Genomic DNA, 22113 nt, shown 5'->3' with positions numbered 1-22113 from the left:
GTTTGACCAATCGGCGCCGCTCGCAGCCGCGACTACGCGGCAGTTCCCCTGACCGCTGACGCGAGAGTGTGAACCTCATCGATCGTATTGTAGTAATGGGGGGATGCGCGAACAATGTCTGGCAGACCTCTGCGCGCTGCATCTAACGGTGTACTTGCTGGTGGCGAGACGGATACATTAATCTTGTGCCTTGCAAGCTTGCACATGACCTCGCGGGCACCTGCGCGCCGTACTGTGAACGACACGATTGAAGCCGGACGTTCTCCAAGATCGTGAAGCAAGACCCCAGGGACGGTGCCAAGTGCTGCTCGCAACTCGTTCGCAAGCTGGCGGCAACGTTGTTCGATCCTCTCGATACCAATCGAAAGCGCGTAGTCCGCGGCGATACCAAGTCCAAGCCGCGCCGCGTAGTTCGCTTCCCAAGTCTCGAATCGTCGTGCGTCGGGCCTAAGTTCGTAGCGCTCAGGTCCAACCCAAGGTGCGCCAAACAGGTCTATCATGGCGGGTTCGATGTCCTTGAGGAAATCGCCTCGCATGTAGAGAAAGCCTGTTCCGCGCGGACCACGCAAGAATTTCCGTCCTGTTGCCGTCAGCATATCGCAACCAAGTGCGCGGACATTAACGGGGAACTGACCAACAGCCTGGCACGCATCCAGCAGGTAGGGAACGCTATGAGCGCGTGCGATGCGTCCCACGGCTTCAGCTGGGTTCACTAAGCCGCCATTCGTCGGTATCCACGTGATGGCGATCAGCCTTACGCGCTTATCAATCATGCGCTCCAGCGCCTCCGGGTCCAGAACCTGATTTGCGTCGTCCGGTATAACCTCGACCCGTGCGCCCGTACGGCGGGCAACCTGCAAAAGCGCAACATAGTTTGCCGCAAACTCTGCGGAGCTAGTGAGAATTCGGTCGCCAGGGCCAAAGCGGAGCGAATAGAAGGCGCGCTGCCATGCCAGAGTGGCATTCTCAGTCAGTGCAATTTCTTCGCGCTTTGAGCCGACGAGTTGAGCAATGCTATCGTATACGCCCTCCAACCGCCCCATGCTTTCGGCACTGGCTTCGTATCCGCCGATTTCAGCTTCCCGCTGGAGATATGCGATCATGCCATCGACGACGGGGCTCGGCATCAACGCAGCGCCGGCATTATTAAGGTGGATTCGGTGTGCAACGCCAGGCGTATCTGCTCGCAAGCGAACGACGTCGGCATCGGAAAGATTGCTGATCGAGCTTGCAGCTGGCTTTCGAATATTATGCACCTGAAGTCCCTTCTTCGCGATACGGTAGATGGAGAGATTCGCAGGCACTACCGGTCTTCGATCAGCAAATCTCTGGAAATATGCCTGACAGAAGAGCCCAAACCCGCCATTTTAAGTGTCCACAACGCCAAAATCCGTCATTTGCGGCTTCATAGATAGCGCCAAACGGCCTCACGGGTTGGCAAAAGTGGTTTGCGAAGACCGTACTTGCCTACCAGGAGGATGACCTTGGTCCCCACTTCAAAGCCCGCGGAAACTCTGTCGGAGACGCTTGCGAACCGTCGACCCCTTCTACTGCGCAATCGCTCCCCCGAATTGAAAAAGGCTCCTTGGTGGTGCGACCGCAACGCAGGAAATGATCCTCTGCGCCTTCTTCGGGCCTGTCCGCACTATGCACCGACCAGCTTGATTTCTTTGCCGCATATGGCGGAAAAGCTGGGTCTCGGCGAAATCTGGATCAAGGATGAGACACAGCGGCTTGGCATAGGCAGCTTCAAGGGGCTCGGCGGAGCCTACGCAGTGCTGAAGCTCGCAATGAAGCACGTTGAGAGGCGGACTGGACGCTCGATTTTGCCTGCAGAACTGGCGGAGCCTGGCGTGCGGTCTATGCTTTCGGAGCTCACATTTTCATGTGCTTCGGACGGCAATCACGGTCGTTCGGTATCGGCCGGAGCGGGCCTCATCGGTGCGCGGGCTGTTGTATATCTCCACCAGGGTGTGAGCGACGAGCGGGCTGCTCATATTTCGCGGCTCGGCGCTGCAATCGTGCGCCTGGCTGGAGATTACAACGACTCCGTCGAGGCTGCGGCCAAGGCTGCCTCGCAGAACGGTTGGATCGCCGTCCCCGATACGGTCGGCCCCGGGGAGGACGACACTGCTTGCACGTTTGTGGTCCAGGGGTATTCGATACTGATCGACGAAATTATTGCAGCCACGGCAGGACAGACAAAGCCATTTACGCATGTTCTGGTTCAGGCTGGTGTGGGAGGTCTTGCTGCAAGTGTGTTCGGCCATGGCTCGGCACGGGGGCTATTCGGGGGCGATACTCATCTTTGGATCGTCGAGCCAGAACTGTCGGCATGCCTTTACGAGAGCGCCCGAGCCAAGATGCCCGTGCGACTCCCGCCGGGGCCTGCGACGAACATGTCGATGCTCGAATGCCAACGCCCATCGTTGTTGGTCTGGCCCATCATCCAAGAGCTGAGCAGCGGCTACATCACGATAACGGATGAAGAGGCCGCGGACGCGGTACGTTTGCTTAATGAGGGCGTTTCAGGCGATCAGCGTCTTCGTGTCGGAGAATCGGGAGCGGCGGGATTGGCAGGCCTCTTACGGGCGGCCGAAGAGAAGGACCGAGAGGGGCTTGGGCTCGATCAGTCCGCCAAGGTTCTGCTCTTTGCCACGGAAGGGCCTACCGACCTTTCGGTTTGGAGCGGAAAGCAAAAGGCATGAACAGGGCCCGGCCAATCACGATACGTCAAGATTAATCCGGGTGGTGAACTTGACGGTCTGCATCGATACATATGTGTTGAACGACTTGATGTTTTTGTCGGGAAAGAATGCTCGCTCGGTGAAAGCCCCATATTCCTCCATAGAGCCAGTATTGACGACGAGAATGAAATCAGCCGAACCCGTTACGTAGTAGCACTGCGTAACCTCAGGATAGGCGCTCATTCGATTTTTAAAGGTGTGCAGAAGGTCGAGCTGCTCTTGCTCGAGCGCCACAAGCACGATCGACGTGACCCGTTTGCCGGCGACCGAAGGCGATATGATCGAGACGTCGGATATGATCGCCCCGTTTTCGCGCAACCGCCTGAGCCGGCGCAGGCAAGAAGTCGGCGAAAGTCCCACGCGTTCTGCCAATTCCTCAGCGGTCTGCAGATTATTCTCCTGCAGCAGCATGAGAAGCTTCAGATCGAGCCGATCCAGGTCGGTGCGCGTGACAGCCATTTAAAATTTAGATTTGCAGCTTTCTGGCATTTTGGGTGAAGACGCTTCGGCGAGCGCGGTGTCGAACTGCGCGCGCTCGCCGGCTCGCTCTACCGTTTCAGAGAATTTTGCTTTCCGTTTATTGTCGGCGTCAGCTTACGGACAGCTAAGCTGCTTATCGGCGGGGTCAGGTCTAATGACCTGAACACAATGCAACAGCCATAGGAGTGTGGTCGCCATGGGCGGTCGAATTAATAATTGGTCGGATATTCCATCCGCTGATGAGTATCATTACGCGAGCTCCCCGGAGCACAGGAATGCTGACTATTTCGCGGACGCGTTCGGTAGAATGGGATTGCAGGATTCGGGTGCCAGCTCATCCTCGCAGCCGAGTTATTACCTCACTTCAAGATCTCCCGTTGTTGAGATCGACCAAGCCGAATTCCGGGAAAGGGTGAGGAGTTTTCATGGTGACGAGATCAATCACATCGCCAACAATCCGCAGGAATACTCAGAATTTGTATCCGAAAGAGCTAGGCGCACCGCCGATGTCGCTAGCAGTTACGCGATCCGAAGGGATTCTGATGCCGCCCGATATTACAGCTACCAACTGGGAAATAGGAGCGTCGGCCTCCAAAGAACGGAAGCCGGATTTCCTATGGCGACTGAGTTCACCAGCCAACGGTGGCGAGAACAGTTCCCCGGACGAACCGACGTCACATCAATCGTGGATTTTCAGGTTGCTCATCCGCTCGTCGGCAACGCCGGCGATATTCTGCTCGAGCACCAACTACGGCAAGACGGCGAACGGCCGCTGGTGAACTGGCGTCCTGCTAATGATGAAGCGAGAGCCCGTGCAGAACAAATGGGCTTCGTTCATGTAGATCACGATGATATGGTACTCGATCCCACCCAGTCCAGACAGTGGAGATATAGGGATGGTGAATGGCAACGTGCAACCAATTCTCCGATGTATCTCTCCAAAGTCAAAACGCCGAGTGATGATGAACCTTCACCAGAGTCCGATTCGGATGGAGACTTTATGTGACGTGAGATCTCCACCAATCGATTGAGCTAGAGCAGGAGCGCAGACCAGCCGACACCTGCGGCTTACGATCGAGCGTTGGATGGCCACAAAAGAAGATCCCGGCTTCCAACCGGGGTTTTCGACTGTGGCCCGGGCGGGAGAAGCGGATTGCCTATGGCATGCGCGAGCGTCATTGTGTCCTCGTCGCGGCCGTGCCCTGGTTGTCGATCGGCTTCCTTTGACAAGCTTGTCAGGAGCCTCGCGGAAGCCGAGCCTCCTGCTCAGGCGAGTTTCGGCATATACAGCGGCAGACCGTCGCAGGACATGTTAGCCGATCGGATAAGCTGACCTCGTCAGCTTATCGACAGCTGAGCTTCCTAGCATGCGAACGTCTCGAGCTAGCCGATAGAGCCGCCTTATCGGCTGAGACCAAACATGCCATGAAGTTCAATGAACATAGAAAGGGCCCAGCCTCACACAGACATACCTTCCGAATCCGAAAGCACCGAGCCAACGTCTGGGGTCGCCGGACAGTCCTCCTCGTGCCTGCCCCGGTGGGCGTAAGCCTTGCTCGATGGGCCACAGGAGCGGCCGCCGCCGACCTCGTCTCGTCCCAGAGCCGCCCTGTATTCGGTTGCGAAGACCACGATGGCCAAGCGGGCCCCTTGGGCTCGAGCGCGCAGATCGTCGATCGAAGGCGGCTGATGGCCGAATACGTGTTCTCGAGCGCTTCGATCTCCGTGAGGGTGGGAATCCCTTCAGCTTCGTGAGGCGTCCGCCATGTCGAAAGCTCGTGATCCGAGGGGACGCAAAGGCGGAAAATAGGAGATTTCTGGCGGGTGCGCCCGGCTCGACCCCGCGATTGCCTTCGTGGGCGAAATCTTCGAAGCCGGAGAAGGACCGGTCTATGCGGGGCAACGGTCGCGATAGCTCGTGTGCGAGATCATCCGCGGAGAGATCGAGCCCGTGGTGCTCTAGCAGCGCCTCCCATCCGAGCGGTCCGAGACGCTCAAGAGCTGCCTTGACCCCAGAAAGCAGCTTACACTTGGGTTTACTGCCGTTGCTACGAAACGCCGCGTTGGGCCATTCTCCGTTGATTTCCCCCAATCCACAAACAACCGCACAAACTATGAAATGCTTTTTGAAAGCAGCTCGTGCGAGCAGCTCGAAAGCTGGTACAGGAAAAAAGTTTATGTTGGAGATCATAGTTGTGTTATGCAGGATGCACAAAGTAATTGTTGATGGATAGTTTTTGAGCGGGGCCATTCGGGGCTGTAGTTCGTGCGAGCCGAGCCGTCTGAATTCGCGCTCGGTACGCAGACGATAGAATGCAGCCCGCAATCCAGATGCTCGATCGCGGTCTGGCCTTGGTCCGGCCTTTACAGCCGGACGTGATTGATCGAAGGAACTCACGAGCTTAGCCGGTGAAGCGGTGCCGCATCTCATCCAATATGGCGATCCCGAGCTCGATATACTTTCATGGCACGGGTCGTGTCGCTCAAGGTGATATACCTTACCCAAGCTGAAAGGCCGTTGCCTTCGTCAATTCTGTCCCGGACGGCCCGGCATATAGCTAGTTGTTGCTCGAATGCTGTGATAGCGCGACCAACCCTGATATCGATGGCGATCAGACCAGATTGCCGAGTGCGTTCGCCTCGCCCAGCCTGTCTCCGATCACTCTGACACTGCCGAGGCGGTCGTTGTAGAAGCCGGAAGCTTGCTCCAAGTCGTCTAGGTCCGCGGAGACATTTCCGAGGTTGCCTAGAGCTACCGCTTCGCCCGGCCGAAATCCGATCTCCGGGAAATTTCCAGATTGATGTTCTGGTACTCTATGGTTTTAAAGGAACTCCTTTTGATATGCGTAGCACAGCCCGATATTGCGATGCGCCTCGAGTTGCTGAAGGTCTAAACGCGGGCTTCTGCGATCTGATTCTGAAATGCAGCGATCACAAAATCGACCGTTGGCCGATGATTTGCTCCCAGATTGCCTAAATGTATCGCGTTTCTCGCCAATCGAGATCGCATGCTTGGCGTATTCGTCACGCAACGACGACGATAGGCATATCGTCATGATGGTGGCATCCAAGTTCAAGTCTGCATCTCGATGGAGGCCTCGTCGGCGCCGCCGCCACCGCCTCTCAGGTTGACGAAAACGAAGTGGCGCGCGCTTTCACTTCGCCTTTCCGGTGACCATGTCGGGATAAACCTGCCCGTTATCCCAAGTCGCCGTCTTAAAGCATTTAGCATGGTTAGCAGGTCGACCTTCGATTTACTCGAAACAGGTCTTCGGATTTGTATCCTCAACGGATACCATGCGCTGGCCATCGATGAACATCGCGGCGATTTTCGCGCCGACGCACTGGGACGTCCACCACCCGAATGACCCCAAAGCCATCGCAGCTCCCAAGGCCATCTCCAGTGTCGAGCAACGGCACCCCAACGTTGGAGGTGGATACGCGATCGACCTATTGCCTCAGGTGTCGTTGCGCTGGGATCATGAAGAAGGCCCAGAGGACAAGCATTCCGCAGTGAGGTGGATCTGGACGGTGACGGACTGTCGGCGCCGCTTGCGGATTCCTACAAAGAGTTTGCCTACGGCCATACTCGAGGCTAACCGAGGCGCTCTATCGGACGATCGGCCTGGAGCCGGACGTCCGAGATGACGGAGCCCATGTGAATGCGAACGAGACGATCGACAAGTCAGTATTCGACCCGCTGGCGGGCGAATGCGTCGTATCCTCCCAGAAATTGAGCTGCTGCCGGTTTGATGGACACCGCGATTAGGTATTTCATGAAGCCGGAGGTGGGCGACGAAGAGACGGGGGCTGCTACGTCCGCCCGACGTGGGGCGCTGAGCGCACTCTGTCGCAGAAATTTTGGCCGGTACATGCAGCCGGTCCACAACTCAAGCCCGTTCTGCTCGCGGCTACGCTCACCTACGCGATTGGTCGAGGACGCACTCAATTGTGCGACTAAGGAGCGTGGTGGCTTTATGCGGAGATTGGCCTTTGCGAAGATAGTGGGACTACTCGTGTAAGCCCCCACAACAGCTGAACAAGCGTCGATGTCAGATCGAGCGCAACCTGAAATTACACCCGATACTCCTCTTCGCCTTGTTGATGCCGTGAAGATCGCGTTCCCTCTGGGAGGAATGACGGTCGCGGGCCTACGTCGCGAGCGCGATCGTAACCGATTGGTTATCGAGAAGATTGCCGGGAAGGAATTTACGACCCTGGCTCATATCGAACGGATGCGAGAGCTATGCCGCGAAGAAGCAAGGGGGCCAGACTCCAGCTTAAGGCCGCCCGCCGAAACAAGAGCGGAAAGATCACCCACCAAGCGACCTGGATCATCAGAGACAACGGCCGGGATGTCTGCACGGGCTGCGCTGCAGATGAGATTGCGGCCGCGGAAGAAAAACTAAGGGATTACATAACGTCTAAACACACGCCCAAGAGACGAATTCGTCACATTGACGATATCGCCGTCGCGGACGTCCTCTCTATCTATTTGGATGCGCAATTGGACAAGCTTCGCGCCCGTTTCAATGTTGATAGCGAGAGCGAAGATACCATCCCCGATATCCGCAAGTTCAAAAAGCGGATCGAGCGGTTGAACGACTGGTGGGGAGCAAAAATGCTGGGCGAGGTAAATGGGGAGGCCTGTCGCTCGTACGCCAAGAAGCGCGCCAAGAGGGGAGGCGCGCGCCGAGACCTTGAAGACCTCCGCGCAGCCATTGGTCTCCATGCGGCCGAAGGATATCATCGGGAGATCGTCAAGATATCGCTGCCAGAGAAGGGCCAACCTAGAGACAAGTGGCTGACGCGAAGCGATGCGGCCAAACTGATTTGGACCTGCTGGCGCTATCGCGAAATGCAAAAGGGCTCGCGTCGGCCGACCGACGACCTGAAGGTCCCGACAAGCAAGCGTCCACTGCGCCATCTTGCACGGTTTATTCTATTGGGGATCTACAGCGGAACTCGTGCTGGAGCTATAGCAGCTGCATCTCCTATTCCCGCGATTGGTCGCTCTTATGTCGACTTAGAGCGCGGCCGCTACTACCGCCTGAAGCAGGGCAGCGCGCAAACAAACAAAAGGCAACCGACCGTGCCGATCCCCTTGCGCTTGCTCGCGCACCTGCGGCGCTGGCACCGAGCTAATCCAGAGGCGAAGCATTTCGTGGAGTACAATGGGAAGGCTGTTACCTCGGTCAAGACGGCATTCAAGAGTGCTGTCAGGCTCGCAGGGCTCGGCCCGGGAATCTCCCCTCACACTTTGCGACATACCGCAGCGACTTGGCTTATGCAGCGAGGCGCGGATCCCTGGCAGGCAGCGGGTTACCTCGGAATGTCGCTTGAGGTTCTCCTCAACACCTACGGCCATCACCATCCCGACTATTTGTCCGATGCCGTGGAAAAAATCGCCAGTCGTGATCCGGCTGGGGAAAGAAAAGCGCACGTATCTCCGGCTTTATCTGGTGCGGTGATTCCGATCCGGCGAAATGACGCCTGATAAGTTACTGGCATATTGGTGCGCCTTTTGGGACACATATCGAACGTTCTGCATCGTAGCCAACCCGGACTCGGCGCCAAAGAAGAGCGGAAGCCGATCGGATAACCTGTGACCTCGTCAGCTTATAGACAGCTGAGCTTCCTAGCATGCGAACGTCTCGATTTAGCCGATAGAGCCGCCTTATCGGCTGAGACCAAACATGTCATGGAGCTCAATGAATACAGAACGGGCCCAGCCTCGCGCTGGTATACCTTTCGAATCCGAAAGCACCGAGCCAACGTCTGCGGCCGCCGGGCAGTCCCTCTCTTGCCTGCCCCAGTGGGCGGCAGCCTTGACTCGGTGGGCCACAGGAGCGGCCGCCGCCGACCGCGTCGCGTCGCAAGACCGCGTCCTGGCGAGCTGGGCAGCGGAAGAGGGGCAGGGCGAAGGGGAGAATAGGCAAGAGGGGGTCAGCCGGACGAGGGCATGGCGGGACGAGGGTGATGTCAGAGACGAGCTGAATTTGTCGTCATTGTCCCTGACTGCCTTGCCAGCCTCACTCCTGCCCACGCTCCGAACCCTCAATGTCATCGGTAACCAGTTGAGCAGCCTGCCGGCCCAGCTTCCGGGCGGACTCCGGGACCTCTACGCCTCTGACAACCGGCTGACTAGTCTGCCCGCCCTCCCTAGCAGGCTCCGGCATCTCCACCTCATGGCCAACGAGTTGGTCAGCCTGCCGGCAGAGCTGCCATCCAGGCTCCGCAGTTTGACTGTCGATGGCAACCAGCTGACCGATCTGCCCGCCCTTCCGGCAACGATCGAGGAGTTCTCCGCCAGCAATAATCAGCTGACCAGTTTGCCCGACCTTCCAGCCAGGCTCCGCCGCCTGGACGTCAGCGAAAATCAGCTGACGAGCCTGCCCGATCTTCCAGCCAGACTGCGCTACCTGGACGCAAGCGACAACCAGCTCACGAGCCTGCCCGACATCCCGGCCAGGATTGGATACCTGGACGTCAGCGAAAATCAGTTGACCGATCTGCCCGGGACACTCCCGGTCGGGCTTGAAATGCTCGGCGCCAGTAACAACCAGCTGACCGGCCTGCCCGCGACCGTGCTGACGCAGCTCGGCAGCGCGTCCAGCATTGACCTGCGGTCTAATCCGATACCGGCGCCGGTGCTGGCCGATTTGGCGTCAGCCACGCGTGGCGCGGATTATGCCGGCCCGCAAGTCTTGCTGTCGATGCCGCTACAACCGATGGAACACCAGTCGCGGCCCCTGCACGAGGTTGTCGCGGACTGGCTCGCGGACCAGCCTGGCGCAGTGGACGCGTGGCAGGGCTTCGCCGCAGAGCCGGGTGCGCAGGACTTCGCTCTGTTTCTCGAAAGACTTGCGGGCACCGTAAACTATGGTCATCAGGCGTTCCGCGAGCAGGTGGCCGAGAATCTGCTACAGGCCGCGATGAGGCCGGCGCTGCGCGAGCGGCTTTTCGAGCTGGCCAATGGATCGACTGCGTCGTGCGAGGACCGCATCACTTTGACCTGGAACGGCATGCAGACCGCACGCCTGAACGCTGATGTCAAGGAAGGGCTCTATGACAATCGGCTCGATCAACTGCTCCAACACGGCCGTGTTATGTTTCGTTTGGAGGCGCTTGACGACATCGCACGCAAGACGGTCAGTTCGCTCCGTCGCGCCGACCCGCAGGCAAATATCGACGAGATCGAGGTCTATCTTGCCTATCAGACCCAACTACGGGATCAGCTGGAACTGCGCCATATCGCCCCGGATATGCGCTTCTTGAATCTCGCTGACGTCACGCCGGACGACGTTGCCAGGGCTGAGACGTCGGTACGGGAACAGGAAGCGGCGGGTTTGGCGGATTTTCTGGCAACGCGCTGGGAACCTTGGGATACGGTGGTGAGGCGGATCGCCCCCGATGATCATGCCGCGATGCGAGACCGGCTTGCCGATGCGCTGGAAGATGAGTTTCCGACGCGCTTGAACGAACGACTCGCGGAGCATGGCCTGACAGATGATGTCGATGCCCGGCGGGTAGTCGGAGCCCAGATCCTCAGCGAAATCGCCCGCGAGATCAAAGGCGAGCTGATGCATAAGGTTCTCCGGGAGCACGGTCTCGAGCCCTGATCGATGCGATCGCCGCCCCGATCATGCAGGCGCGGCGTCGCCTTTTCATAGAGCTGATGGAGGGCGGCATCGGCGTCGTAGACGGCCACGCCGGCCTCGCGAACAATTTCGCTTGGTGGATTTGCCCATCCCGATTGAGCCGGTCAGTCTGAGGATCCAAGCCGGAGGGAGCGGCCGAAGATATCGCAAATAAGATCGGGCAGTTCGCGCCAGCCGTGATTGGGGGTCCAGAGAGCATGGCGGCTAAGGCGCTGACCCGAGTTGCCCGCCCGCTCTGGCCAGCGAAGTCGTTGGAAAAGTCACCGAAGGAACGGCAGCGCAGCCATACGCCGAACTTGGCGGGGCATTGCTGGGTGTTGGTGGAATGACGGCAGGAATGCGAATGTTTCAGGAATTGGTTGCTGCACGAGCGGCTGCAAGACTGGTTCCGACCACGGAAGAGATCAAAGCCGCGCAGCGCGGATTGTATCAGCATCCCGACGTTGCTGCCGTGCAGGTACATCCCGCCGCAGTATCCGACCTGGCGGAGACGATTTCGAGGGATCTACAGCATGGTCCCAACAGCGGATTTCGGCCGGCAAATGAACCGAGAGTGTTCAACGCGATCCCGTCGCCGCGTTTGGAGTTAGCACCATGAGCGCCTCGGGCACAGGCGACAAACGAGCCATGAACATCTTGCGCGAATTGCACGAGGCGGAAGAAGAGTTAATCGGCAAGGCCGTCGTCTTGACTGACGGCAAGGCTGGCGCAATCGATGGCGTCTTCCTCGATGATGAGCATGGGCTCCGCATCTCGATCGCGGGACATGACCCTTCGCACCGTGTCTGAGAACGGCAGCCTTGGTTTGGCTGCTCCATCTTCCATCTCGGTCCGGAAAGCAGGATTCCATTTCATCGTCGGCCAGCGCTGAAGGGCGCCAGAAGGCGAGTTCGACCGCGGATATCATGGCGGCCAAACGTCTTGGCCAGCTCCAGGCCCACAATTGAAGGTGGCATTGACCAGCGATCGGTCGGAAGGGCTCCGCGTCCAACGGACGTACCGCCACCGCATTGAGCGCACATGTCAACCGCAGTCCGGGCGATTACGGAAGCGATGCCTCGTTCGTCTTCCGCTCAAGAGAAAAGGCCGTCGCCACATGCGGCTCGGTCCTCGTTCGAACTCAGGCTCAATTTCAAGGTCGCCGGATATGTCTGCCATGAACGTTTTCAATTGTTTGCGTTCATGCTATGTTCCGGAGGTCGATTCCGCAACCTGGCGCGCTTTTGGATGCGAAATCTCCTGTGGGAAGCTAGGACGAGGCGAGATCTGAGATTGATGGCGTCCTCGGCAGCTTCTTGATAATTCCCACGTTTCTCTGGAACCTAGATGGTCCATTAATGGACCATAAGGACTGATATGGTCTTTTTATGCACCAGCCCGTTGAAATTTTGCAGCCTTGGTCTATTATGATCCACGAAGGACGTGACGATCTACTCTTGCGGCAAGGCCGCGACGGCGGCTGGCTCCATCCGCCTTTGACAGGAACGCCAAGTTCGTTTGCGATCGATTAGCCGCGTAGGTTGCATCAACGTGCCAGAGATCGCCTGATCTGATCCAGCCGGCGCTTTACACCAACCTTGGAATCCAGCGCTAAAGCCCGTTCATAGGAAGCAGCCGCCTCCGCGAGGTCACCGTTCCTGTCGAAACATGCGCCGCGCAAGCGATGGCCGCGCGCCTGGCTTCTCGGATCGCGATAGCGATCGGAAGCCAAGGCTAAATCAATGGCAGGCAGAAGCAGCTCGATCAGCGGCGATGGCTTGCCGTCCACTTCGGACAGAATGCGCTCAATGATGAAGAGCTCGCCGTTTCGCAACCCACTTGCGAGCCAGGTACTGCGATCGAGAAACGTGCCGTCCATCTTGTAAGCGAAACGCCGACCATCCTGATAGCCAAGTAGGATCGTTTGCCCGTCCGGCGAAAACCTGTAGTCGCTCGCCCAGCCGGACTCCGGCTGGAAGGCGCCGATTTCCGTCATGGTGTGGAGATCAAAGATGAAAAGTCGCCCGCCATCCTCATGAGGCGCGTTCGCGGTCTGGCAAACGGCCCACCGCCCATCCGCTGACAATCCGTTGTTGAAGAGATTCGCCTTGAAGGAGCGGGCAAATAAAGGGCGCGCCGTCGCGCGTAAAAGCCCCGCGAACGTGCCGCTCAGATTTTCGATGGATCTCCAGTCATTGAGAATGAAAGTACCATTGTCCGCAACCTTGCCGTCATTCGGGCGCGGCAGGACACCTTCTGCTTTGACCTTACCCCCATCCAGAATGATCCACCTGCCGCGGCGTGCTTGATCGGGACCGCCGTCAAGCCAGGCGATGGTATAGCGTCCATTCGGCGATTTGCGCGAATGCCCAAAGAAGTCACGTGAGGGGATTCGGATGATGTCGCTCGCGAAGCCGACATTGTCATCCTCAATGTCGCAGGCGGCGGAGATCGTCTTTCCCTTAGATATCCAGCCAAATAGCCCCATGAAATTCCTTGCGTTCGGTTTAGCGCCGTACCCCTGCCAAATCGAACAGCGGATCGAGAAATTGCTCGATGATCGCATGTTGCGCCTCGGACGATGCGTCCGTGAGCTGGCGCCGCAGCTCAACCTCCTCCTGATGGATCGGCCCAAACATGCCGTCCGGGTTTGTCCCGATATAGCAACCTGCAAGCCCGACGCCACCAAGGACAATCGTTACCGGAAAGCTATTGCCGAGCGCTTGCTCCGACAGCGTCACGAAATTGTCCAGCACGCGGGCGCAAATATTCTTAACATTAACGGTTGGAACGACCGTCTCGCCTTGATAGCGCACAAACATCTCGGTGGTAATAGACCACAACTCGCCATTGGTGAATGCTTGCGTGAGTGACCGTGGCGACGTTGCCGTACCATGCGGCTCAAATACGATCGCGCCGAAACGGTTCCTGCTGTGCAAGCCGGTGTAACGCTGCCGCGCCAACTGATCGATGGCACGGTTGCCGGCCAGGTCGGTTAATTCGGTGATGCGGAGCACCGAATCCCGCGCCACCGTTGGAATGAGCCGCAAGTAAAGCGCAGGTCGATCCGCAAAATTATAATCGATGTGATCCTCACGAGGTGCGCCGTTGGTAGCGATGATCTCGTGAGGTTCGGCAAAGGCGGCCTTGCAATAGGTAGAAGCGATCTCGGTATGCGCCGCCCGCCGGGGCGCCTTCTGCTTGAGATAGGGCCGTAGCGCTGCGACCAGCACCGGTTTGAGCTTTCGCCGCTCAGCCACGATCTGCTCTTTGGATGCATCTGGCGGCAAGTGAAACTGGATCGGCCCAGCCTTGTGCCGCAGATCGAAGGGCAATTCCTCGCGCGAACCATAATAGGTATTCTGGATCATCAGGATAGATTTGTCGCCGAGTGCGTGATGCGCGTGGCCATATTCAACGGCGACATTGCTATTGATGAGCTTCTTGCCCCGCCCGTCGCGCCCACGAGCGTCACATCGGCAACGAAGACAGCCGATTGCTCAATCTTACCAAAGATGGTCGCGGCCAGGTCCGGGCTCCCCGGAACACCCTGCCGGTCCGAGTCCAGATGCAAGGCGTCACGGGCCTCACGCTCGATGGGTTCGACGAGATCTTTGTCCGCTCTCAGCGCGTCGATGGCTTCGAGCAGCGTGTCCCGCACAAAGAAGCGGGCGACCGGCCCCGGCGTATCAGCCTGCCACGACCAAAATAGCTTCACGGCAATCACTCCAAAAAACGATATGATACAGACGTCACGGCCGCATATGCAACTCGGTAATGTCCTGCAGCGGACCGAGCTCAAGATCAATGAACCCGGTGGCGGCCATGCCGAATCCCGCAAAGAGGAAGCGATACTCCCTTTGGTAGGCGAACCGAAATTCCTTCGACATCGCGTTATCGATGCGCTCGTTGCGCACGCGCTCATGCGTATCGAAATATTCGACGGGACAATGATGGAAATACCAGCCCGGGAGCAGGTTCGCGGCGGCACGTTCAAGGCGCCGCGCGAACTCATCTGGGTTCTTAATGACGACGCAGCAGTCTGTTCCGGAAAAGTCGTCGAACAGATGCGGATCCCAATCCATCGAGACGCAGTAAAGAAAATAATCGGTACCCGACGTGCTGCGTTTGAGATCGCCGGTCGGGTGCACGTCCCGGCCGTCCGGCATCGTGATGGTGACGTATTGTCCGGGTGAATAGGAATGCTTGATCTGCTCGTCGTCCTGGCGCGCCGGGTCCTTCTCCATCAAGGCATATTCTTTCGCAGATTTCATGCGCAGGCGCCCGAAATCCAGCAGGCCTTGCAGCCATTTTCGCTCGCCATAGCGAAACAACACATCCCCGGCGTTCGGACTCCGGGGCCGCGCAGGTGCCGTGCTCAAGTCGCGCTTCACGATCACAGGCCATGGTCGGTGAAGTGGCAGGTCTCGGAGAAAGAATTCAAAGCGCGTCTGATGTTCCTTGCGATACCAGTACCAAGAGCTCAGGAATGAATTGATAGGGATGACATTGCGATCAGCACTGACGATGGTTTGGAGATTCCGGGCAACCCCATCGTAACGGGCTCGCAATTCGGCTTCCGGCACGCGGCCGAGATAGCGATGGACGCGGTATTCGAACTCCCAAACATCCGGCTCATAGGATGAGGCTGCTTGTCCCCACGATCGCATAGCCTCTTCCCGCGGAAGGGAGGCCGGTAGGGGCAGAGACGGGATCTCGGACATGACAATATCACTCTCTTTAGCGCCATCAGCGGCACGTCTTATAGCCGAGTCGTTCTGTGATCCTGTCACCGGCTGTTCGGGCATTGCCGAAATTGAGGACTGTTGTCGTGCAAATCAGTTAGGATGCCGCGCTGTGGGGGCTGAATCATGAAGACTTTTGAACAGATATTTGAAGAAGTGATCGTAAAGGTTGTGGAAATGCATCCTGATCTAACTGAGCAGGATATCGCCGGGGCTTCGGCCAACTTGCTGTCGCAGTTTATTCCAGCTGTCGCACGCGATATGTGCAAGGATCTCAAGCGAAGAATGCCTCAGCTCCTTGCGCGCGCCAGAAAATCGGATGCAGGTTTCGAGAAGAGAAATCTTAAGCGCTGGCGCAAGCCGTTCGATCTTCTGGAGCTTCTCTGGAACATATCGCAGGAAGTTGGCGCAAAATTCAACGAGACCGAGCGCCCTGATGCGGTCGCCGCGAAGGACTATCAATTCGATGCGCTGGTGTCTCTGCATGCGCGAGCGCTCCTCGTCGCGCGCGAAATTCAGTGCTTGCTTTACGGCGGCTACCCCGATGGGGCGCTAAGCCGCTGGCGCTCGCTTCACGAGATTGCGGTGATGGCGGTCTTTCTCAAGCAGCATGACAGCGAGACATCCCACCGCTATCTTGCGAGCTTTCCGTTCACGGCCCTTCGCGCCGCGCGGCAACTGAACGAGCATGCCGAACGAGCCAATATGACGCCCTTTTCGCAGCAGGAGCTCGCAGCAATGAAACCGATGCGAAGGTCTTGCCCAGCGTTTTGGCGAGGAGATGTACCATGAGTACGGGTGGGCATCGGTCGCTCAAAAATCCGAAGCCCAATTTCGCCCAGCTCGAGAAAGCCGTAAAGCTAGATCATTGGCGTCCACGGTATCGCTGGGCCTCGCAGCACACCCACAGCGGCTGTCGCCCGCCACTTTCCTTGCTGGGGACTGTCGAGAGCAAGCGCCACATTCATCTCGTTGGCCAGAGCAACTCAGGATTCACTGATCCGTTGCATATGGCGTCGATCTCGCTGAATCAGGTGACGGGATCTCTCCTGATGACGCGACCAACCATCGACAACGTCGTCTTTGTTCAGATCATCAGTGATCTCTCGGAGGAAATCGGCGACGTTGCGTTCAAGGTCGAAAAACAAACCTACGCTGAGGCGCAGAAGAAAGAGGAACGCAACCGCAAAGCGCGACAGCCCGCATCGCGAGGGGCCGGAAAGAGCATAAGGAAACGACCAGCTGCGAAAAGATGATCCTCGCGTCGGCTCAATAGTCCATGTTGGCGTGCCGGTCGTTTTCCTCATGCCAATAATGCATGTAGGCTTCGCGCTCCTCCGGGGTATCGGCCACCACAGCGGCGTACTCGGCGACGCTCTTTTCATCAAACGAGGGATCAATGCCGCGCTCAAGAAGACCATAGGGGGCCCCAAGTGGGCCCGTGCGAAACATGGCATCGACGGCATCGAAAAGCTCACAGGCCGAGCCATGGTCTTCCTTCTCGACGGGAAAGAAGCTGAAGCGAATGCTTTGCCTGAATTTCGTAAAGTTCGCGGGCAGCGCGCCCACGGACGGGACATGTACGAACAGGGATCCGCAGTCGTTTTCGATACCGCCATGGGAAAATGGATTGCGAATGCGCTCTTTTAGCTGTTTGAGCTGGCTGTAAAGCTTCTGCGTCGCGGCGTCGGCGTCGACATCGATGAATGTCCGTATCTTTTCGTCCCAGTTAAGGCTCAGGAACCCTTTCAGTTCGCCTTGGGTTAGCGGCGTGCCGTGAAAGGCCCGGAGCAGGATAAGCTGATGCTCAAGCCGGCTGTAAAACGCATCGAGCCATGGCGACCGAATAAAAGAAGCCTTCCGTACTCAAACGGCTATTGTGCCGCCATGAGGCTGTCAGATCGTCGAACGTCGCGGCAATTGCATCCATCTCCGAAAGCGCGGTTTTCGCCTTCGGCTTCTTCCGTGGGGTTTTCGCGGCCCGCTTGTATGCACTATCGGCGAGCGCGCGAAAGAACCGATAGCGGCGATCGAACTCGGTGTTGCGGTTCGCGATCGTGACGTTATTGGCCTGAATCTGCTCCTGGGCGAGGGCCGCCAGCCACTGCTCAGTGAGTGCGACGGCATGGCACAGTTGTCCGCAGAGGCGCTTGATATCAACTTTAGCCCCTGCCGCATGGCATATTGTAAACCCAAACTTGCGGAGCTCTAAGGACACCTCCACGCCGTTAAACATCGTAAAGACCGTCCAGCGCACTTTGTCCTCCGGACCGGCGGTCGGAAAGCGGAGCACGGTCCCGAGGGCAAACTTTACTAGGTCCGGGACTGGGAAATCCTCTCGCGACCGCTTCGTGGCGCTGGCGAGATCGCGGCGCTCCCAGCCTTCCGGCATTTGCCTCGAAAATCCGACGAGCGCCTTCTCAAGTCGCTTTCGATGCCGGACGCGCCAGCATGGACGGCGTTCCCCTTGAAGCCTCGGCAATGACATGGGGCGGTCCGCCTCGCTCAAGGAGCCCAAGATGGCGAAAGCGGCGGAGGAGTGTCCATGGGAGGAGGGTTGGTTGCCAGCCATACTTCGCAGGCCACAGGCCATGCGATGTCTTGGCTGGCTAGTAAAATTGGCGAGACTGCCCAACCGGGTGACCTTGGTTCCTTTTGAGGGTTGATCGTGGTGACGTACGGCATCATATGTTGCCGACGTTGTTTCACCTCCTGATTCCGCGGCGATCGTTCGTCGCCATTGAGCGGACCATCCGGCCTTATGAATACGCCACGTAACCATCACTATGTACCGCAATTCTACCTCCGGAATTTCGCGTGTGATCCAGAGCGAAAGAAGATCCGGACACTTGCCAAAAATGGCGACTATGCCGTTTGGGCCGAGCGCTCGATCGAGGGACTGGGCTATGAGCGCGATCTCTATGTCCATTCCTACGGCGGTGTCCCGGTGTCCGTCGAGGATACGATCAACCACGGCATCGAGACGCCGATCTCAAAGAGCGAAACCTGGGCCAAAATCCAGAGCGGCCGCACCGACGCCTTGGATCGATCCGACAAGCCCATCTTGTATGCGCTTGTCCGGCATCTTGAAGCGCGCACGCCGCATTATCTTGCCACGCAGCTGGAGCTTGCCGAGCTCGCCGCGCAGCCCGACAGCGACATCCCCTTCACGGACGAGGAGCGTGCCTACTACGCAGAACTTCGAGCGAACGCCGCCCTCACCAAGCAGATGTTCAATGTCATGTCGGCGTCGACCGACTGGAGCGAAGCGGCTTATCGCGGCTCTGGCGTGACTGTTGTCCGCACGGCCAAGTCATTGCGGACCTCGACCATCCCCGTCTTGCCAATCCGTGCGCCCGAACACCCCGCCCTGCGGATGCCGCTCCCCGGCATGGTGCCCTACACCTACAATCTCGCGCTTACCCCCACGACCATGGTGAATCTCGTCCTTGCGGATTTTGATGATGCGTTCATGAACGTCGAGCAAGGTGAGGATTTCCGGCTGGGCATGAACCGGCACCTCGCAGGGCAGTTCGGCCACTTTCTTCATGTTCGTCACATGGTCACCGACGCTAACGATGAGTTGGTCCGGGACATGGCGTGGGCTCACTATCGCCTCGAAAAGTCGGACGCCCGGCGGATGGTGTTTCATCGCCCGGCCAACTGGGCTTCCTCAGCTTCCGCGTCCGGCGGCTAACAAACCCGTCCATTTTTGTGCAAACCTTCAGGGGCAGATAGTCATGCTTACCAGCCTTGCGACCATTCTGCACGAATTGCAACAAGTCGAGTCGGCGAAGCTCAGCAAGGAGAATGTCACGCATGCGCCGACCATAGGGGCCATGTATGAGGGGCTGACCCGGGAATTGCTGGATCGCGCCATTCCCGCATCGCTCGACGTGCGTGTTGTGAGCGGCTTTGTCGAGGGACATGATGGGCAGTTGGGGCCGCAGACGGATGCCATGCTTGTCAGCGGCGAAGGCAAGCCCGTTCCCTACACCAACGACTTTGTCTGGCCGATACAAAATGTCCTCGCCGTGTTCGAGGTGAAGAAGAACTTGTATGGCGCAGATCTGGATGATGCGTTCCAGAAACTTCGCACGATAAACGAAATGTTCGACCAGTATGTGCAGAGCGCGCATCCGCTGTTTGACATCACTCCAGCTTTCAATGCTTTCGCGCGGCTTACCGGGCTCTACCCCAAGAGCCCGGAACACGTTGCGCAGCTATCTGAAGAATGGCAGACCTTCTACCACTTGCTCGTCGTTGAGCAGACCGGCCCCATTCGTGTGATCCTGGGTTATGAAGGATATGTCGACGAAGCCGGACTTCGTCGTGGCTTCGCCGATTATCTCGAACAGAACAGCGGGACGCGCGGCTTTGGCCTAGGGTCGCATCCCAATCTTATCGTTTGCCGAAATAATAGCCTGCTCAAGATGAACGGCCAGCCCTATATCTCGCCTCTTGCAGAGGGGCGGTGGGTCGCCGTCGTGTCCAATAACGAGAATCCCATCCGCATCCTCCTTGAGCTGATTTGGACGCGGCTGTCCAATCAGTTTCAGCAATACATACCTATGGACGACACGTTGCAGCTGGAGCGGCTGGCTCCGTTCTTTCTGGCGCGGATTGTTCCTGTCGGACAGGCGATCGGATGGCAGCTTCAACACCATGAACTCGACAAGCAAGAATTGGCGTCCATCAAGTCAACCCAGTGGGCGCCCCGCGAGGTGGACGAGAACGAGTGGGCTATCTTGCACCAGGTGGCTAACAAGGGTGAGCTCGACGTCCGGGACCGCTATTTCCGTGAGTGGGCGCAAGAAGAGAAGTTTGACCCCGATGAGGCCATCGCAAAGCTTATCGCCGACCGCCTGCTGGCGTGGGTCGATGAACACCATGTGCGCGCTCTGACGCAGGGCGATTTAATCACGGCCTTCATGCATTCGGGCCAGACGATTGCCACGGGTGACGACGAGCTTGCAGCTCTGTGGATGATGGAACAGCTTGGGCCACGTAAGAAGAAGCCCAGGGAATAAGGCTTGCCTCAGTCGGGTCTCAAGCGTTGGGGTCTACCGCATCCGGATATTCTTTCTCATCAATCCGTAATCGATGTCCGACGAAGAATCCGCCTTCCTGCCGTATGGCTTCTGCTTTCACTAAATCCTCAGCGGTCCATCCGGATGTATCCATCAGGATGAAATCCTCGGAGCTTCCTTTCACGTCACGCGCATCAAGGGCAATCCCCAGAATCATGCGTCGCTCGGGATGCACCGCCTTGGCTGCGTACATACGGGCGGCGAGCCTCGTCTTTCGATCGTCCCGATAGGTTTGATGGTCTCGGCCGTCGTCGCCGGGACCGATGACCAGGACGTAGAGCACGTCCTTCTGCTCAGATGCGAGCAAACTGCTGACATACCCCTTCTTGGCAAGCTCGGCTCTTTCCAATATCCATTTGCTGAGCACGCGTCGCATAAACCGGCTTTCGGCGGCCATGATATGCACCATACGCTCGTGATCAGCGACTTCATGATCGTTTCCGTGCTCTAGCTCTTCCTTCATGTAAAGTTCGGTCAGATACTCGATCAGGCCGTCGCAGAACGCACTGATCTTGTTTTCTTCGCGGCCTCGCAAGAAGCCTTCATCAGCCTCTACCTTTGCCCAGAGATCCGGATCGGTCCCGTATGGACCGTTTCCGACTTCCGGAAAGCCGCGGTTGTTCCAGAGGAAATAACCGAGCAGATCGAGCTCGGAAAAGCTGCGGACAAATTGGCCGCCGTCGTAAAGTGCTTCCTTCTTCCGAAGGTAATCGAGAAAATCGGCGATGGTCGAAAGCTCGGCCAGAATGATAGGAAGCGTCGTGTCATCGAAGACGTGAACCCAGCCATGGGTGTTGCTGACACGTCCAACCGCGAACCGCTTTTCATCGTCCACCGTTGGCGGCGATAGCTCCAGCGTCGCGTATCCGGTCGCGGCCTTGCAGCGTTCAGCCGCGCCAAGCGCGATGCACACCCGATAAACGCGCATTCGGTCGGTAGGTGGCAGCGGCAGGGGCAGGGGCTGTGTCGCCTTGGCGTCGAGGAACAGCCGGAATGGCTGACGCTTGATCCACTCTTCGGCTTGCGTGATCTGCTCGGCGGATTTGGTGATGGACCGCCGAAACCAACGCTCCCAGTCGAGATCCGCGTCTCCGCTATCAGGGAAGGCACAGGATTTGTCGGAGGACAGGATCACATCATTGCCGAACACGACCAGCAAATCGGTCAGTTCCTTGCCGGATTTGCGGTACAGGTTCGGGTAGCTCCACAGCGACAGGAACGATTTTTCGCAGAGGTCCGCTAGGACCTTCTCCGAAGCCGTTAAACCGCCTGCTTTCTTAAATCGCATGTTTCACCGATCGCGGCGCCGGCACTATCCGCTCCTCAGTCGTTGGAGACATCGACGCGCCGCGTTGCGCGGAGAGACATCCCCCGAATCCCCGCTCCCCAACTAATTCGCTCGGGGATTCTC

At 57.9% G+C, this 22113-nt stretch carries 19 protein-coding genes; 10 read left to right on the top strand and 9 right to left on the bottom strand.

Annotation, left to right across the window (positions count from 1 at the left end; all coding sequences use genetic code 11):
- Positions 1–32: 32 nt before the first annotated feature.
- Complete coding sequence (locus BRAD3257_RS31435) at positions 33–1256, bottom strand: aminotransferase class V-fold PLP-dependent enzyme (RefSeq protein WP_430648835.1); 1224 nt, start codon at positions 1254–1256, stop codon at positions 33–35.
- 228 nt (positions 1257–1484) lie between these two features.
- Here BRAD3257_RS31435 and BRAD3257_RS31430 point away from each other — a divergent pair, with 228 nt between their 5' ends.
- Positions 1485–2708, top strand: a complete 1224-nt coding sequence (locus BRAD3257_RS31430; protein WP_160118885.1) for a diaminopropionate ammonia-lyase — start codon at positions 1485–1487, stop codon at positions 2706–2708.
- A gap of 15 nt (positions 2709–2723) precedes the next feature.
- On the opposite strand, the gene BRAD3257_RS31425 is transcribed toward BRAD3257_RS31430, so the two are convergent.
- Positions 2724–3206, bottom strand: coding sequence for an Lrp/AsnC family transcriptional regulator (locus BRAD3257_RS31425; protein WP_122405115.1), 483 nt, complete (start codon positions 3204–3206; stop codon positions 2724–2726).
- Between the two features lie 217 nt (positions 3207–3423).
- Here BRAD3257_RS31425 and BRAD3257_RS41350 point away from each other — a divergent pair, with 217 nt between their 5' ends.
- The 5 genes from BRAD3257_RS41350 (at position 3424) to BRAD3257_RS31395 (ending at position 11677) form a co-directional block, all read left to right on the top strand.
- Positions 3424–4233 carry an effector protein NopP gene (locus BRAD3257_RS41350; protein ID WP_283809907.1) on the top strand — a complete coding sequence of 270 codons (810 nt, stop codon included), beginning with the start codon at positions 3424–3426 and terminating at the stop codon, positions 4231–4233.
- 3240 nt (positions 4234–7473) lie between these two features.
- Complete coding sequence (locus BRAD3257_RS31405) at positions 7474–8724, top strand: tyrosine-type recombinase/integrase (protein ID WP_162500423.1); 1251 nt, start codon at positions 7474–7476, stop codon at positions 8722–8724.
- 691 nt (positions 8725–9415) lie between these two features.
- Positions 9416–10849, top strand: a complete 1434-nt coding sequence (locus BRAD3257_RS31400; RefSeq protein WP_244607764.1) for an NEL-type E3 ubiquitin ligase domain-containing protein — start codon at positions 9416–9418, stop codon at positions 10847–10849.
- Positions 10850–11231: 382 nt separating this feature from the next.
- Positions 11232–11486 (top strand): hypothetical protein, encoded by a 255-nt coding sequence (locus BRAD3257_RS39420; protein WP_145987055.1) that lies wholly within the window; start codon positions 11232–11234, stop codon positions 11484–11486.
- A complete protein-coding gene (locus tag BRAD3257_RS31395; RefSeq protein WP_122405111.1) occupies positions 11483–11677 on the top strand; it encodes a PRC-barrel domain containing protein in 195 nt (64 codons plus the stop codon). Before BRAD3257_RS39420 ends, BRAD3257_RS31395 begins: the two co-directional genes overlap by 4 nt.
- 736 nt (positions 11678–12413) lie before the next feature.
- Here BRAD3257_RS31395 and BRAD3257_RS31390 read toward each other — a convergent pair.
- From BRAD3257_RS31390 to BRAD3257_RS39415, 4 genes are read right to left on the bottom strand one after another with little or no spacing between them, the layout of a single operon-like run.
- Positions 12414–13433: a tetratricopeptide repeat protein gene (locus BRAD3257_RS31390; protein ID WP_244607763.1), complete on the bottom strand. Its 1020-nt coding sequence runs from the start codon at positions 13431–13433 to the stop codon at positions 12414–12416.
- Positions 13375–14238, bottom strand: a complete 864-nt coding sequence (locus BRAD3257_RS31385) for a hypothetical protein (protein WP_122405109.1) — start codon at positions 14236–14238, stop codon at positions 13375–13377. Before BRAD3257_RS31385 ends, BRAD3257_RS31390 begins: the two co-directional genes overlap by 59 nt.
- Positions 14238–14585 (bottom strand): hypothetical protein, encoded by a 348-nt coding sequence (locus BRAD3257_RS31380; RefSeq protein ID WP_122405108.1) that lies wholly within the window; start codon positions 14583–14585, stop codon positions 14238–14240. Before BRAD3257_RS31380 ends, BRAD3257_RS31385 begins: the two co-directional genes overlap by 1 nt.
- Before the next feature lie 34 nt (positions 14586–14619).
- On the bottom strand, positions 14620–15591 hold the full coding sequence (locus BRAD3257_RS39415; protein WP_145987054.1) for a hypothetical protein: 972 nt from the start codon (positions 15589–15591) through the stop codon (positions 14620–14622).
- A 147-nt stretch (positions 15592–15738) separates the two neighbouring features.
- On the opposite strand from BRAD3257_RS39415, the gene BRAD3257_RS31370 reads away from it, so the two are divergent.
- Positions 15739–16404 (top strand): DUF5677 domain-containing protein, encoded by a 666-nt coding sequence (locus BRAD3257_RS31370; protein WP_122405106.1) that lies wholly within the window; start codon positions 15739–15741, stop codon positions 16402–16404.
- The gene (locus tag BRAD3257_RS39410) at positions 16401–16868 is read left to right on the top strand and encodes a hypothetical protein (protein ID WP_145987053.1); all 468 of its coding nucleotides are present in this window, start codon (positions 16401–16403) and stop codon (positions 16866–16868) included. Before BRAD3257_RS31370 ends, BRAD3257_RS39410 begins: the two co-directional genes overlap by 4 nt.
- Before the next feature lie 13 nt (positions 16869–16881).
- Here the strand turns inward: BRAD3257_RS39410 and BRAD3257_RS31360 are convergent, their stop codons facing one another.
- Both BRAD3257_RS31360 and BRAD3257_RS31355 read right to left on the bottom strand, forming a co-directional pair.
- Positions 16882–17181: a hypothetical protein gene (locus BRAD3257_RS31360; protein ID WP_122405104.1), complete on the bottom strand. Its 300-nt coding sequence runs from the start codon at positions 17179–17181 to the stop codon at positions 16882–16884.
- Positions 17182–17419: 238 nt separating this feature from the next.
- The gene (locus BRAD3257_RS31355; protein ID WP_145987052.1) at positions 17420–17869 is read right to left on the bottom strand and encodes a hypothetical protein; all 450 of its coding nucleotides are present in this window, start codon (positions 17867–17869) and stop codon (positions 17420–17422) included.
- Positions 17870–18373: 504 nt separating this feature from the next.
- On the opposite strand from BRAD3257_RS31355, the gene BRAD3257_RS31350 reads away from it, so the two are divergent.
- Both BRAD3257_RS31350 and BRAD3257_RS31345 read left to right on the top strand, forming a co-directional pair.
- Entirely contained in the window at positions 18374–19309 is a 936-nt protein-coding gene (locus BRAD3257_RS31350) for a DUF4238 domain-containing protein (protein WP_122405102.1), read from the top strand.
- Between the two features lie 43 nt (positions 19310–19352).
- Complete coding sequence (locus BRAD3257_RS31345) at positions 19353–20642, top strand: DUF6602 domain-containing protein (RefSeq protein WP_122405101.1); 1290 nt, start codon at positions 19353–19355, stop codon at positions 20640–20642.
- A 19-nt stretch (positions 20643–20661) separates the two neighbouring features.
- On the opposite strand, the gene BRAD3257_RS31340 is transcribed toward BRAD3257_RS31345, so the two are convergent.
- A complete protein-coding gene (locus BRAD3257_RS31340; protein ID WP_122405100.1) occupies positions 20662–21990 on the bottom strand; it encodes a hypothetical protein in 1329 nt (442 codons plus the stop codon).
- Positions 21991–22113 lie beyond the last annotated feature (123 nt).

This window comes from Bradyrhizobium vignae (assembly GCF_900324035.1).
Taxonomy (GTDB): domain Bacteria; phylum Pseudomonadota; class Alphaproteobacteria; order Rhizobiales; family Xanthobacteraceae; genus Bradyrhizobium; species Bradyrhizobium vignae.
Note: the sequence above shows the minus strand (reverse complement) of the source record. Positions and strands in the feature narration are given on the sequence as shown.

Excerpts from the sequence above, each read along its gene's own strand:
- BRAD3257_RS31425 (WP_122405115.1), bottom strand. The coding sequence starts at position 3,206 with ATGGCTGTCACGCGCACCGACCTGGATCGGCTCGATCTGAAGCTTCTC.
- BRAD3257_RS41350 (WP_283809907.1), top strand. The coding sequence starts at position 3,424 with ATGGGCGGTCGAATTAATAATTGGTCGGATATTCCATCCGCTGATGAG.
- BRAD3257_RS31405 (WP_162500423.1), top strand. The coding sequence starts at position 7,474 with ATGCCGCGAAGAAGCAAGGGGGCCAGACTCCAGCTTAAGGCCGCCCGC.
- BRAD3257_RS31400 (WP_244607764.1), top strand. The coding sequence starts at position 9,416 with ATGGCCAACGAGTTGGTCAGCCTGCCGGCAGAGCTGCCATCCAGGCTC.
- BRAD3257_RS39420 (WP_145987055.1), top strand. The coding sequence starts at position 11,232 with ATGTTTCAGGAATTGGTTGCTGCACGAGCGGCTGCAAGACTGGTTCCG.
- BRAD3257_RS31395 (WP_122405111.1), top strand. The coding sequence starts at position 11,483 with ATGAGCGCCTCGGGCACAGGCGACAAACGAGCCATGAACATCTTGCGC.
- BRAD3257_RS31390 (WP_244607763.1), bottom strand. The coding sequence starts at position 13,433 with ATGCGATCATCGAGCAATTTCTCGATCCGCTGTTCGATTTGGCAGGGG.
- BRAD3257_RS31385 (WP_122405109.1), bottom strand. The coding sequence starts at position 14,238 with ATGATCCAGAATACCTATTATGGTTCGCGCGAGGAATTGCCCTTCGAT.
- BRAD3257_RS39415 (WP_145987054.1), bottom strand. The coding sequence starts at position 15,591 with ATGTCCGAGATCCCGTCTCTGCCCCTACCGGCCTCCCTTCCGCGGGAA.
- BRAD3257_RS31370 (WP_122405106.1), top strand. The coding sequence starts at position 15,739 with ATGAAGACTTTTGAACAGATATTTGAAGAAGTGATCGTAAAGGTTGTG.
- BRAD3257_RS39410 (WP_145987053.1), top strand. The coding sequence starts at position 16,401 with ATGAGTACGGGTGGGCATCGGTCGCTCAAAAATCCGAAGCCCAATTTC.
- BRAD3257_RS31350 (WP_122405102.1), top strand. The coding sequence starts at position 18,374 with ATGAATACGCCACGTAACCATCACTATGTACCGCAATTCTACCTCCGG.
- BRAD3257_RS31345 (WP_122405101.1), top strand. The coding sequence starts at position 19,353 with ATGCTTACCAGCCTTGCGACCATTCTGCACGAATTGCAACAAGTCGAG.
- BRAD3257_RS31340 (WP_122405100.1), bottom strand. The coding sequence starts at position 21,990 with ATGCGATTTAAGAAAGCAGGCGGTTTAACGGCTTCGGAGAAGGTCCTA.